Origin of the sequence: Protofrankia sp. Cr1, from assembly GCF_963555865.1 — a bacterium.
Taxonomy (GTDB): domain Bacteria; phylum Actinomycetota; class Actinomycetes; order Frankiales; family Frankiaceae; genus Protofrankia.
In genome coordinates this window covers 30,897-44,865 of record NZ_CAUVXO010000003.1, presented here as the reverse complement: position 1 = coordinate 44,865, position 13,969 = coordinate 30,897, and the positions used below count along the sequence as shown (strand labels likewise).

At 67.1% G+C, this 13,969-nt stretch carries 8 protein-coding genes and 1 pseudogene; 1 reads left to right on the top strand and 8 read right to left on the bottom strand.

Features of this window, described 5'->3' with window-relative positions; all coding sequences use genetic code 11:
- The 5 genes from tmk to U9980_RS01050 all read right to left on the bottom strand — a co-directional run.
- Window positions 1-2,236 (bottom strand): dTMP kinase (gene tmk, locus U9980_RS01070; protein ID WP_322766282.1); only part of this gene is annotated, 2,236 nt, incomplete at its 3' end.
- Window positions 2,236-5,322, bottom strand: coding sequence for a type I DNA topoisomerase (gene topA, locus U9980_RS01065; protein ID WP_322766281.1), 3,087 nt, complete (start codon window positions 5,320-5,322; stop codon window positions 2,236-2,238). The genes topA and tmk, both read right to left, overlap by 1 nt.
- Before the next feature lie 421 nt (window positions 5,323-5,743).
- Window positions 5,744-8,083 carry a sodium-translocating pyrophosphatase gene (locus tag U9980_RS01060; RefSeq protein WP_322766280.1) on the bottom strand — a complete coding sequence of 780 codons (2,340 nt, stop codon included), beginning with the start codon at window positions 8,081-8,083 and terminating at the stop codon, window positions 5,744-5,746.
- A 518-nt stretch (window positions 8,084-8,601) separates the two neighbouring features.
- A complete protein-coding gene (locus tag U9980_RS01055) occupies window positions 8,602-9,108 on the bottom strand; it encodes an ATP-binding protein (RefSeq protein WP_322766279.1) in 507 nt (168 codons plus the stop codon).
- A gap of 160 nt (window positions 9,109-9,268) precedes the next feature.
- Window positions 9,269-9,610, bottom strand: coding sequence for an anti-sigma factor antagonist (locus U9980_RS01050; protein WP_322751973.1), 342 nt, complete (start codon window positions 9,608-9,610; stop codon window positions 9,269-9,271).
- 307 nt (window positions 9,611-9,917) lie between these two features.
- Here U9980_RS01050 and U9980_RS01045 point away from each other — a divergent pair, with 307 nt between their 5' ends.
- Window positions 9,918-12,341: a DEAD/DEAH box helicase gene (locus U9980_RS01045; RefSeq protein WP_416210105.1), complete on the top strand. Its 2,424-nt coding sequence runs from the start codon at window positions 9,918-9,920 to the stop codon at window positions 12,339-12,341.
- Window positions 12,342-12,413: 72 nt separating this feature from the next.
- Here the strand turns inward: U9980_RS01045 and U9980_RS28360 are convergent.
- The 3 genes and pseudogenes from U9980_RS28360 to U9980_RS28355 form a co-directional block, all read right to left on the bottom strand.
- Window positions 12,414-12,818 (bottom strand): annotated as a pseudogene (locus U9980_RS28360) (Rv3654c family TadE-like protein); the annotation flags it as partial.
- A gap of 71 nt (window positions 12,819-12,889) precedes the next feature.
- Window positions 12,890-13,270: a TadE family type IV pilus minor pilin gene (locus U9980_RS01040; RefSeq protein WP_322766278.1), complete on the bottom strand. Its 381-nt coding sequence runs from the start codon at window positions 13,268-13,270 to the stop codon at window positions 12,890-12,892.
- A 142-nt stretch (window positions 13,271-13,412) separates the two neighbouring features.
- Window positions 13,413-13,550 carry a DUF4244 domain-containing protein gene (locus U9980_RS28355; RefSeq protein WP_416210104.1) on the bottom strand — a complete coding sequence of 46 codons (138 nt, stop codon included), beginning with the start codon at window positions 13,548-13,550 and terminating at the stop codon, window positions 13,413-13,415.
- Window positions 13,551-13,969 lie beyond the last annotated feature (419 nt).

The following is a 13,969-nucleotide window of genomic DNA, read 5'->3' as shown; positions in this document are numbered from 1 at the left end:
GCACGCTGTCTGGCCGCACGGTCTCGGCCGGTGTGGGCTGCATGTGTGGGTCCGCGGCGACCGGGTCGAGATCAGTGCGCAGCCGCTCGCTGATGACGTGGCGGATCTCATTGTGCAGTGTCTGCGGCGGCCGGTTCCCGTCGAGGACCACATAGCGGCCGGGCGCGCTGTCGGCGAGCCGGCGAAACCCGTCGCGCACCCGTTCGTGGAAGGCGACCTGTTCCGCCTCGATCCGGTCGAGGCCGGCCGTGGGCTTGGTCGCCGGCCCGGCCGGATCGACACTCGAGCCGACCGTACCGACCCGTTCCCGGACCCGACGCAGGCCGATCTCAGCGGGCAGGTCGAGCAGGATCGTGAGGTCGGGGACCAGGGCCTGGGTGGCCCACCGCGACAGCGCCGCGACCTCGTCCGCCCCGAGCCGGCGCCCGGCGCCCTGATAGGCGATGGACGAGTCGATGAAGCGGTCGCTGATCACAATCGCACCCCGGGCCAGTGCCGGCTCGATGACCCGGGTGACATGCTCGGCGCGGTCCGCGGCGTAGAGCAGCGCCTCGGTGCGCGGGTGCAGCCGTACCGAGGGGTCGAGCAGCAGGTCCCGCAGCGTAGCGCCGATGGTGGTCCCACCCGGTTCGCGGGTGATCACAACTTCGCGTCCGGACGACGCCAACCATGATCCCAACCGTTCGACCTGGGTGGATTTGCCGGATCCCTCACCGCCTTCGAGGGCTACGAACAGACCGGCGTGGCGAGGGCGTAGCGGTGTGCTGCCACGGCCCAGCAGGGCGTTCCAGAGTTCGGGCAGGACTGCGATGCCCGAGCGTTGGTCCATCTGCCGGTAAGCGAACAGGCCGACGGCCACCGCGAGCATGCCGGCGGCGAGCAGGACGATCGTGACCCCGTCGGCGCGGAGATGGACGCTGCCCCACAGGCTGATGCGGTGTGCTCCGATGAGGCCCACCAGCGCGGGCGCGGCGGCCAGCACCAGTAGCAGATCAATGCGGACCAGGGACTGGACCAGCGCGAATGTCCGCCCGCGCAGCTCGTCGCTCACCTCCGCCTGCAACAGAGTGTAGCCGGTTACCCACGCGATCCCGGCGAACATGCCGACGAGGACGACAACGACGCAGGCCAGCACGAGGTTGGGCATGACCGCCACCGCCAGCATGGCCACCCCGGCGGCGGTGACGCTCAGGCCGAAGAGACGGGAGCGACTGAAGTCACCGAGCAGCCGCGGTCCCAGCGCCATTCCGGCGGCAAGCCCCACGAACACCGCACCGAACAGGACGCCGTACGCGGAGTCACCGCCGCCCAGAATCTGGACGTAGAGTCGCCCGAGCGCCACCACGCACCCGGCTCCGGCGAACCCGCCGAGAATACCGATCACCAGACCGCGGACCAGCCGGTTGTGGCCGACGAACCGCCAGCCTTCCGTGATCGACGACCACAGGCCCAGATGCGGGTCGGTGCGTTGGTGCTCGGCCCGGCCGATCCCGCGTAGCCGGAAGATCACGATCGCTGATACCAGGAACGTCGCCGCGTTGAAGAAGAGTGCGAGGTCCAGCGGGGAGGTCTGAAAGAACGACACGCCGGACGCCAACGCACGCGACAGGGTGGCCAACAGTGAGAAGATCGCTGCACCCAGTGGCGCCGAGCCGTACGTGGTGATCAGACTCAGCGTGTTCGCCGCCGCGAGCCGGCGCGCGGGTACCAGGTTCGGCACGCTCGCGTCCTTGGCCGGGTTCCAGAACAGGCTCACGCACTCGATCAGGAGTGACGCGATGAGCAGCCAGGTCAGCGTCCCAACCAATGGGATGGACAGGAACAACCCGAATCGCAGGATGTCCGCGACGACCATCGTCAACCGCCGGTCGAGCCGGTCGGCCACGACACCGGCGAACGGTCCGAGGATCAGCGCGGGCAGCAGTCGGACGATCAGTACGGAGCCGATGGCGAACGCCTTGTCGGAGAAGCTCGCTCGCAACGAGCTGGCCAGGGCCGTCGTCGCGAGCAGGCCCATCCAGTCACCCAGGCTGGACAGGGCCAGCGCCAGCCAGAGCCGGCGGAACTGCGCGATCCGCAGGACCGCGCGAAAATCTCCTTCGGTGTGCTGATGCGGATCATCAGGGCTGGCGAGTGGCGCCGTGCTGCCGGTAGACGGCCCGCCGACATCCGACGACACCAGTGGGGTCGTCTGCGAGCGCGGCGGGCCGGCGTCGCCGTCTACCGGAATGCCCATCAGTCCGTCCGGCGCGGCTGGGTCGACGGGGCGCTGGACGTGCCGGCGTCCGGTCCGGTCGTGGTCTTCTCGGTGGCGGCCTTCTTGGCCGGGGCTTTCCTGGTGGTGGCCCGTTTCGTGGTGCCGGTCTTCGGAGCGGCCGGCTCCTTGCCGCCTGATCCGGCGGCGCTGCCTGATCCGGCGGCGCGGGCCGTCCGCCGTCTGGGCGTCGCCGGTCCGCGGGCCCGGCGGTCGGCGAGCAGTTCGGCTGCCCGTTCCACGGTGATCGACGCGACCTCATCGCCTTTGCGCAGGCTCGCGTTTGTCTCACCGTCGGTGACGTACGGGCCGAACCGGCCCTCACGCAGCACCATCGGCGCACCGGTGGCAGGATCTGCGCCCAGCTCGCGCAGGGGCGGGCTCTGCGCGGCTTGCCTGCGTCCCCGTGCCTTCGGCTGGGCGATCAGCGCCAGTGCCTCATCCAACGTCACGCTGAACAGCTGCTCCTCCGACTCCAGCGACCGGCTCTCCGACCCCTTCTTGACGTACGGTCCGTACCGGCCATTCTGGGCCGTCACTTCTTCGCCGTCCTGGGCAACGCCCAGTGATCGGGGCAGGGTGAGCAGCTTGAGGGCCTCGGTGAGGGTGACCGTCTCGGGGGACATCGTGGCCAGCAGGCTCGCCCGGCGCGGCGGGTCTTCGTCCGTGCTGACGTACGGACCGAAACGTCCGATCTTGACAGTGACGGCCGCGCCGCTGGCCGGGTCGGTGCCAAGGGGCCGGTCCCCGCTCGGCGCGCCGAGCAGCTCCATCGCCCTGGCCACGGTGAGTTCGTCTGGAGCAAGATCTTCGGGGACGCTGGCCCGCTGGTCGCCGTGTTGGACATACGGGCCGTATTTGCCGACTCGGATCATTACGGGTTGGTCGTCGTCCGCCGTACCCAGCGGGATCGAGTTCACCTCGCGGGCGTCGATCTCCCCGAGCCGCTCGCTGACCAGGTGCTTGAGGCCACCCGAACGCGCGACACCGCCGGGCTGGCCCGCGTCCGAGCCGAAGTAGAAGCGGGTTAGCCAGTCGATCGACGCCGACGTACCGGCCGCGATGGCGTCGAGATCGTCTTCCATCGAGGCGGTGAAGCGGTAGTCGACCAGCCGGCCGAAATGGTCTTCCAGCAGGCCGACGACAGCGAACGCGACGAAACTGGGGATCAGCGCGCTGCCCTTTTTCCACACGTAACCGCGGTCCTGGATCGTCCCAATGATCGATGCGTAGGTGGACGGTCGCCCGATGCCGAGTTCCTCGAGGGTCTTGACCAGGCTCGCCTCGGTGAAGCGCGGCGGCGGGTTGGTGGTATGCCCGCGCGGGTTCAGCTCGCGGGTGACCAATCGGTCGCCCTGGCGGACGTCTGGCAGGCGGCGTTCACGGTCCTCAAGCTCCGCATCGGGGTCGTCGGCACCCTCGACGTAGGCGCGCAGGAAGCCCGGGAAGGTGATGACCTTTCCCGATGCCGAGAACTCGGCGTCCTCCCCGGCGCTGGATGCCCCACCGAGCCGGATCGTCGCCGACGTACCGAGGGCGTCAGCCATCTGGCTGGCGACTGTCCGCCGCCAGATCAGTTCGTAGAGCCGATAGCCGTCGATGTCGTCCCGGAGTGCGGTGCGCACCTCACCGGGGGTCTGGAAGTGATCCCCGGCCGGACGGATCGCCTCGTGCGCTTCCTGGGCGTTCTTGACCTTCTTCGTGTAGGTGCGGGGCCGCTCGGGCACGTACTGCGGCCCGTAGAGAGTCCGGGCCTGGTCCCGGGCGGCGACGAGCGCGGTTTCGGACAGGTTCGTCGAGTCCGTACGCATATAGGTGATGTAGCCGTTTTCGTACAGCTTCTGTGCCACCTGCATCGTTCGTTGGCTGGAGAAGCGCAGTTTGCGGCCGGCCTCCTGCTGCAGGGTGGACGTCATGAACGGCGGGTAGGGCGAGCGGCGGTACGGTTTGGTCTCCACCGACCGGACCGTGAAGACGGCGTCGGCGAGCCGGCCGGCCAGGGCGCGCGCCGCGGGCTCGTCGAGCCGCACCACGTCCGCGGAGGTGAGCTCGCCGGAGGCGGCGAAGTCGCGTCCGGTGGCCAGTCGGCGGCCGTCGAGCGCGACCAGGTTCGCCGGCAGTGGAGTGGCGTCGGGTGCCTGGGCGGCTGCGGCCCGGCCCTGCGAACCACCCTCACCCGTGGCCAGCGCACCGAAGACACCTTCGATGTTCCAGTACTCGGCCGAGGTGAAGCGCATCCGGGCGCGTTCGCGTTCCACCAGGATGCGGGTTGCCACGCTCTGAACCCGGCCCGCCGACAGCCTCGGCATCACCTTCTTCCACAGCACCGGGCTGACCTCGTAGCCGTAGAGCCGGTCGAGGATCCGCCGCGTTTCCTGGGCGTTGACGAGGTTCTCGTTGATCTCGCGCGGGTTGTCCACCGCTCGCTGGATGGCCTGCGGCGTGATCTCGTGGAAGACCATTCGCTTCACCGGCACGGTCGGCTTCAGCGTCTGCAGCAGGTGCCAGGCGATCGCCTCGCCCTCGCGGTCCTCATCTGTGGCGAGGTAGAGCTCGCTGGCGTCCTTGACCAGGGCTTTGAGCTTGCTGACCTGGGATTTCTTGTTGGGGGTAACGACGTAGAGCGGCTCGAAGCCGTTGTCGACGTCCACCCCGAGCCGCGCCCACGGTTTGCTCTTGTACGCGACCGGCACCTCCTCGGCGTTACGCGGCAGGTCCCGGATGTGCCCGATACTGGACTCGACCTGCCAGCCGGGGCCGAGGTATCCGGCGATGGTCTTCGCCTTCGCGGGCGACTCGACGATCACCAGCCGGGTTCCGGTCGTGGTGGGAGTGCTCGTCGAGGTGCCGGATCGGCTACCACGCGTGTTCGTACGTGTGCTGGGACGGGACGCGGCGCCGTTGCCGGACATGTCCGTGTCCGTCTGGGCGTCCGTCTGGGCGTCGGTGTGGGCGTCCGTGTGGGGCGCGGCGCCGGTGTCGAAAGCCGTGGGTTCGACGACGGGTGTCGATGACCCGGCGCTCGACCGGCGCGTCCCGCTGTTTGTCGGCTTCGTGCGCGGGGGCACTTCTCTCCTCGTTGCAGGGGGGTGGTTCGACTTCGGCATTGCGGCTCGTGGTGCGTCGGGTGTGCTGCGTCGGGCGTGGTGCGTCGGGCGTGGTGCGTCGGGCGTGGTGCGTCGGACGTGGTGCGGACGGCTGAATCGCCGGTGGAAACCGGCCCTGGGCTCATTGCCAAGCCCCGGGTCCATGTCTCGACAGTAGGTCGACGCACACCGGTATGTCAGCCGGCCGCGCGGCGGCCCCTGCGGCGTCCGGTGTTGTGGACGCCGCAGGAGACCGTACGCCGTGTCGCGCCCACAGGTCTGTCGGTGTCCGACCAGGCGGCCTCGAACCGCTCTTAATCGCCGCCGGTGGATAGCCGCGCTCCGCGATGGTGCTGGTTGCGCCTCCGCCCGTGGGCCGGGCGGAGGCCGTCGAAGAGATGGGCTACACCGTTGCCTTTGGATTGGCGGCTGCGCGCTGTTCGGTCACTGACGGTACAACCGCCAGGGCGGTACTGCGTCGCTTCGAATAGATGATCACTGCGGCAATCACCGCGACAACCACGAGTGCGATGGCGATCCGTAGTGGTTTGTTCTCGTCAGCACCAACCGAGTACTTCACCACAGATGGTGCGATCAGCAGGCTGACCAGGTTCATTACCTTGATCAGAGGATTGATTGAAGGCCCCGCGGTGTCCTTGAACGGATCACCGACGGTATCGCCGATGACCGTGGCGGCGTGGACATCGGAACCCTTGCCGCCGTAGTTGCCGTCCTCGACGAATTTCTTCGCATTATCCCAGGCCCCACCGGAGTTCGAGAGAAAGACGGCCATGAGGACGCCGCCGGCGATCGCTCCGGCAAGGTATGCACCCAGTGGCGGGTAACCGAGGCCGAAGCCAACTGCGATCGGAGCGAGAACCGCAAGCGTGCCTGGAGTGATCAACTCCTGTAGGGAGTCCCGGGTGCAGATGTCGACGACGGCACCGTAGTCGGGCTTCTCGGTGCCGGCCATGATCCCTGGCTTCGTTCGGAACTGGTTACGTACCTCCTCGACCACCCGCCCCGCGGCGCGTCCGACCGCATTGATCGCGAGTCCGGCGAACAGAAACACGACCGCGGCACCGATGATGAGTCCGACCAGCGCATCGGGGTAGGCGATATTGAGGGTACGCGAGCCCTCGACAGTCCGGCCGGCGCTGATGAGTGCCGCGTTGACCGTGTCGGTGAACGATCCGAACAAGGCGGTGGCGGCCAGCACCGCGGTGGCGATCGCGATGCCCTTGGTGATGGCCTTGGTGGTGTTACCGACCGCGTCGAGGGATGTGAGGATCGCGGCACCCTCGCCGTCCGCGGCTGCACCGGACATCTCGGCAATGCCCTGGGCGTTGTCGCTGACAGGCCCGAAGGTGTCCATGGCGATGATCACTCCGACTGTCGTCAGCAGGCCGGTGCCGGCCAGAGCTACGGCGAACAGTGCCACCGTGGTACTGCCGGATCCGAGCAGGTATGCGCCGAACACCGCCGCGCTGATGAGCAACGCCGAATAGACGGCTGACTCCAGCCCGACCCCGATGCCGGAAAGAATGTTGGTGGCGGGACCGGTCGTGGACGCCTTCACGATGCCCTGGACCGGTCTGCGGTTGGTTTCGGTGAAGTATCCGGTGAGTAGCTGGATGGCTGCGGCCAGCACGATGCCGATGAGGACTGCGGTGATCGCGATGAACCGCGGGTTGCCGCTCTGGCTGCTGTTTTCAAGACCGGGGAAACCGGAGAAGCTGTCCGGCAGGTAGACGAACGAAACGATGATGACCCCGACGGCGGAGACCAGGGCCGAGATGAAGAAGCCCCGGTTGATCGCCGCCATGCCGTTGCGGTCACCGGCGCGGGGGGCGACCGAGAAGATTCCGATGATCGCGGTGAGTACGCCCACAGCCGGCACGAGCAGTGGGAAGACCAGTCCGTTTTCGCCGAAGGCCTTGACCCCGAGGATCAGCGCGGCGACCAGCATCACCGCATAGGACTCGAACAGGTCGGCGGCCATGCCGGCGCAGTCACCGACGTTGTCGCCCACGTTGTCGGCGATCGTGGCCGCGTTGCGCGGGTCGTCCTCGGGGATGCCCTGTTCGACCTTGCCGACGAGGTCGGCTCCCACGTCCGCAGCCTTGGTGAAGATACCTCCACCGACTCGCATGAACATCGCCAGCAGCGCGGCGCCGAACCCGAATCCCTCCAGGACCTGCGGGGCCGTATCACGGAATGCCAGCACGACGACCGCCGCTCCGAGCAGCCCAAGACCGACCGTGAACATCCCGACCACGCCGCCGGTGCGGAAGGCGATCCGCATGGCGGCGCGCTCCCCCTGGTGGATGGCTGCGGCGGCGGTACGGGTGTTCGCCCGGGTGGCAAGCGACATGCCGACGAAGCCGACAAGCGCGGAGAAGACGGCCCCGAGGACGAAGAAAACCGAACGTCCCACCCGGGCGCTGGTAGTGTCCGCCGGCAGCAGTAGCAGCACGAAGGGAATCACGACGACGAAGCCCGCCACTGTGATGAACTGCCGGCGCAGATAGGCTACGGCGCCTTCCTGAACGGCGCGACCGACTTCGATCATCTGGGGGCTTCCCTGGCTCGCGGCGAGCACCTCGCGGACCAGGTAGCCGGCAACTACCAATGCGATCGCTGCGACGGCTGCCACACCAGCGACCAGTCCGAGCTGACCTCCGCTAAGTTCAATGGCGACAGCACTTGGCTTCGTACCTGCCTCGGCTTGGAGCGGGACCATGGGCCCTCCCGGTCAGGTCGGTGCACCCTCCGTGTTCGCCCGGCGCCATTATGGCGTCGCGATGGGCGTGCACGGCCCGACGTCGCACCTGACGACGTCACCGAGGTCACCGTCCGGGTGTGAAGGGACGCCGGGCATGCGCATACGTCGACGCATGGGGCGCGATTGCCGGCATGACTGCCGGCTGGGACAGGCCCGGGTGGTCACCCGGCCCGCTGTCGCACCGATATACGGCAACTAGCGCGCTGGCCCGCGTTCCCCCCGAACCTCCGTCCGGTACCATGGGGAGCACTCACGGCATCCCACCCGGCCTGATCGACCGAGTGTGCGATGCGGCGCAGTCTATCCATACGGCTGTAACACGCGCTCGCTTTTCGAGTGACCCCGGTGGGTGAATGTTACGGTTTGACACGTGGCGCAGGTCATTCGGGTAGCTATGGTGGATGAAGCTGTCGAGGCAAAGCTGTGCACTGGCTCGTCTGGTGGTCCGGGACGGCCTCGGCGGTGGCGGACCGGGGTCAGATCGCCAGGATCGATCTGTCCGCCGTCTTACTGATCGGCCAGCGCATCGTGACAACCGTTCCGGCCGAGTCTGGCCGCGCCGCAATGGTGACGTCATCCACCAAGCCCTGGATGAGGGCTAGACCGAGCCCGGTGGGAACCACCGAGGACAGCTCGTCGCTGATTTCATCGTCGGCCTGAGCGCAGTCGATATTGATCAGTGCTGGCGTGGAGACCCGACCGTCGGGGTGAGCGGGCGAAATCCGGCCACCTCCCGGCCCACAGTCGGACACCGATACTTCGAACACGTCGTCATCATCACCGACCCGGACGATCACGAGGGCCTGTGGGTCGAACCGGCGGTTCACGCTGACGGCCCGGGCGCACGCTTCGCCGACCGCAAGCTTGACCTCGTCCATGAGCTCGTCGGGTACCCCCGAACGTCGACTGACCGCACCCGCGATCATCCTGGCTGTGCGGACATGGCCCGGCAGGGCGGCGAAGCGCAACTCGACGGTGGCCATGCGTCGCTTACCTGCCTCTCGATGCGGAGATGGTGTTCTGGGGTAGTTGACCGTTCTGGCGTAGTTGGAATGACCGAGCATAGGACCGTCCGGCTTCCGACGCCTGGCAGGCCGCCTTCTGGATCATCGCCCGCATCGACCAATAGTCATCGGACAGGCCCTAGTCCTTCGCTGCGAGCGCTTCCTCGACGGAAGCATGGATGGGGAAGACCTTCGTCAGACCGGTGATCCGGAAGATTTTCAATATCCGTTCCTGGGTGCAGACCAGGCGCAGCGACCCCTCATGTGCGCGGACTCGCTTGAGGCCTCCGACGAGTACACCGAGGCCGGTCGAGTCCAGGAATTCGACGCCTTCCATGTCGACGATGAGATGGTATGACCCACCCGACACGAGATCGATGAGCTGCTCGCGCAGCTTCGGCGCGGTGTAGACATCAATCTCGCCGCCCACGACGACGATCGTGAAGTCCCCTTCCACCCGGGTCGTGAGAGACAGGTCCACGGTTCCTCCTGGCGTGTGCTCCACAGCCGCCCGGTTGGACGGCTGACATCACGGCGCCACTACCCTCCCACGCTCGGATCAATCCGGCTCACCGCGACACAGTCGCCGCGTGCATCCGTCGCAATCCGACATCACATTGTGATCCATTTGTGTTCTCCTTGCCTGGCACCGGTTGTGCCGTCGGTTGCTTGTCGTTGCTACGCAGTGGCGGTCCAACGGTTGTCACCGGCCGCGAGACCCGGTGGATGAGCACGTCCGCCGAGCCGGGGTACCCGGGTTCGGGCGTCCTGACCTACGCTGAGCTGCTGTGGGCGGAACCGTGGTGCCCGAAGACGCACCGGATCGTGGTGCGGTGATTCTTGATCGACTTTTTGCGGACGCCCGCCGGCGGCGGTGCGTGACACACGTGGAGCATGTACCGGCCCGGATTGGTACGCGGCTTCCCTGGCCGGTGTGGGCAGATCCCGTGCTGGTCTCACGGCTGCGTGCCGTCGGGATCGATGAGCCGTGGACCCATCAGGTGCGCGCCGCCGAGCATGCACATGGTGGACGCAGCGTCGTACTGGCGACCGGTACGGCGTCGGGTAAGTCGCTGGGGTACCTCATGCCCGTGCTCACTGTCCTGCTGGCCCAAGCGTCGGCCCGGGCGCTTTATCTCGCTCCCACCAAGGCACTGGCGCACGACCAGCTCCGCGCTGTTCGTGCGCTCAACCTGACCGGAGTACGCGCCGCCACGTACGACGGCGACACATCCGCGTCCGAACGTGACTGGGTCCGGGCTCACGCGACGTTCGTGTTGACCAATCCTGACATGTTGCACCACGGTGTGTTGCCGTCCCATCGGCGGTGGGCCGCATTCCTGCGGGGCCTTCGATACGTCGTGGTCGACGAGTGTCACGGCTATCGGGGCGTGTTCGGTTCCCACGTCGCACACGTACTGCGGCGGCTGCGACGGGTGGCTGCGCGGTACGGGTCGACGCCCGTGTTCGTGCTGGCATCGGCGACTGTCTCCGACCCGGGCCGCTCCGCTGGCCGCCTTACCGGGCTCGATGTCGAGGTCGTCGACGATGACGCCTCCCCGAGAGGCGCGACCCGGTTTGTGCTGTATGAACCTCCACTCGTCACCTCTTGGCGGCCGCCCGCATCGGCTGTGGTGGCGCCGACGCCCAGTGGGATGGAACCTGAAGGACACGGAGAGTCGCCGATCCATGGTCACAACGGTGCGCCGGTGCGCCGTTCGGCGACTGCGGAAGCCTCGGACCTGCTTGCCGATCTCGTCACCGACGGCGTCCGTACTCTTGTGTTCGTGCGGTCGCGCAGGGCGGCGGAAGTAGTCGCGCAGTCGGCCCGCCGAGCGCTGTCGGACGTTTCGAGGGATCTCGCGGACCGGGTCGCGGCCTATCGCGCGGGCTACCTGCCGGAGGAACGCCGGGCGCTGGAGGCGGATCTGCGCTCGGGACGGCTGCTCGGGGTTGCCGCGACGAACGCTTTGGAACTGGGTGTGGACGTTACCGGGCTGGATGCCGCCATTATCACCGGGTATCCGGGCACTCTTGCCTCGTTGTGGCAGCAGGCTGGCCGTGCGGGTCGTAACGGTCAGGGAGCCGTTGCGGTCCTGGTCGCTCGTGATGATCCTCTCGATACCTATCTCGTGCACCACCAGGAGGCCGTGTTCGGCCGGCCGGTCGAGGCCACCGTGCTTGATCCTGACAACCCCTATGTGCTCGGCCCCCATCTCGAGTGCGCGGCCGCGGAACTGCCGCTGACCGAGGCCGATTTTGATCTTTTCGGGCCGGCTGCCCGCACCACGGTCGATGACCTGGTGCGTCGTGGCCGGCTCCGGCGTCGGCCGGCAGGCTGGTACTGGACCCACCGTTACCGACCTGATGTTGATATCCGTGGCGTTGGTGGTGCGCCCGTGCGGATCGTCGAGGCATCGACCGGGCGCCTGCTCGGGACGGTGGATGCCGCGACGTCGCACTCGACGGTCCACCGTGGAGCGGTCTATCTCCACCAGGGCAGCTTTTACGTGGTCATCGAACTCGACCTTGACGTGGCGGTCGCCTTCGTTGAGGCGGACACGCCCGACTGGACGACGTGGGCCCGGGAGCTGACGGACATCAAGGTGCTGGACGTGGCCCGTTCCCGGACGGTAGGCGAGGTCGAACTGCAGCTGGGGACGGTTGAGGTCAGTAGCCAGGTAGTGGCCTACCAGCGGCGCCAGATCGTGACCGGACGGGTCGTCGGAGAGGAGCCGCTCGACCTTCCCCCACGGCATCTGCGTACCCGGGCAGTCTGGTACACGGTGACCGACGGGTTGTTGGCCGAGGCGGAGATCGACGAGGATGATGTCCCTGGCGCGGTTCATGCGGCTGAACACGCGGCGATCGGCATCCTCCCGCTGTTCGCGACATGTGATCGGTGGGACATCGGGGGAGTGTCCACCGCGCTGCATCCGGACACGGGCCGGACCACGGTATTTGTCTACGACGGCCATCCGGGTGGAGCCGGTTTCGCCGAACGGGGCTTTCTGCGCGGTGAACCGTGGCTCCGGGCGACTAGAGACGTGATCGCGGCTTGTGAGTGCACCGCTGGCTGCCCATCGTGCGTGCAGTCGCCAAAGTGCGGCAACGGGAACGAGCCGCTGGACAAGCCGGCCGCGCGCCGGTTGCTGGAGGCCGTACTGCGGCGACTCGATCCGGCCGGACCTGGCCGGGACACGCCTTCGTAGGCTGTCAGCCGACGCCGCGACGGCGGTGCTGGCAATATCATCACTGCTGGCGCCGTCCCACGGGCCGGCGCGGGCTCGCGCAACCAGCGGTCCAAGGCCCCTGAGCGCGCCCGGAAGATCGATCGCCGCTGCGATTTCCACGGTGTCCCCCGATGTCGTGCAGGACACGACACGGCCGTGGTTCGCGAGCCCGATGTCGCGTGCACGTGCGCACATGGACAGCGGGTCGCCCGATGGGTCGCCCGCGGCCGCGAGCGCGGCCATGTCGGCGGCGTTCGCGGCCCGCTGGCGACAGACCGCGATCATTGCGACCATCAGGACGGCACCGGTGAAGGTCCCGAGAACGAGGAATGCGGAAAGCATGAGGATGGTCGCCGAGCCCGTGTCGCCGGGGCGCTTTCGGCCTGGCGTGTGCCGGTCGTCAGATGCGCCGCGGTGCCGCAAGCCGGGGCGCCCGTACAGGTATGACCGGTCCATGCCGGTAGAATTCACTGTTCTTCCTCCCGCTGTAACCCACGGTTCAACAGAGGGTGGGTTTTGAGGTCCGATCAGATTGTTTCCGCTGATTCGAGCGGCGCTGTCGAGGACATCGTGATGTTGATTGCGGGCATGATTCCAGCGAGTCCCCCGGTTGCCCGGACACCTAAGCGGACCTGCACCACAACAAAATTGCCGCCGTGGGTGACAGATATCTCGGCACCGCGTGGTGCGGCCCTTCTCGACCACGAGCGCACTACTTCGTCGGTTTCTCCGCGAGCAGCCGCACGGGCTCCGACGCGAGCTGCCTCCGCGCATTGCGCCTGAACGGATACCGCGCTGAGAACCCAGATCGCAATCAGCAGCACGAGTATCAGGGACGGGATCGCGACCGCCAGTTCGGCGGTTGCCTGGCCGCCGTCGCGAGCCGTGTGCCGCTGGGCGGCAGCCATTGCGGGACATGGAACGCCAGCTACTCCGTGGTCTCCGGGCGTAGGCGGAAGATCATTATTGTGCCTTATTCGGCTCATTGGCATCACCGGGGCGTCGGTTTCCGGATCATAGGTATGACCGAGCTCTCTTCGGTTTCAGGCCTCAGAAGGGAATCGACAACGCCCGGCTGACCACGTTGGCCAGCAGAGTGCGGGTTGCCGGACTGTGGATTACCGCATAGAGAACAGCGGCGAACCCGACCGCGGCAACCGTGCCCACGGCGTACTCCGCTGTCGACATTCCCGCGTCGTCTCGGCGTTTCCGAATCGATCTGAACCCGATGTTCCCGCCGTCAGCTCGAACCTGATGTGAGGCGCGTGCCGTCGATGGTGTGAGCAGCGCTACGAATATGCTGACCAGCAGCTGCGTCCAATGCTTCGTGATCAGATGGTAGCGCGCCGGGAGTGCGGACATGTTGGGTGACCTCCAGATCGACCGTTCCGGCCGGTGGCGGGAGCTCCGAATTTCGCTCGGAGTGTTTCTTTGATCCGTACAAGTATTATTTCCTGCGAATGCGTCGGTGGCGAGCGCGAATATCGTGCTGTGGATGACGGACTGTTATCCACAGGCCGGTTGGGCGTGGATCGCCGGGACAGAAGATTCACAACAGGTTCTGACAGGTTGGCGTCTCGTGTCGCCGGACCTGGTGTGACCTGGTG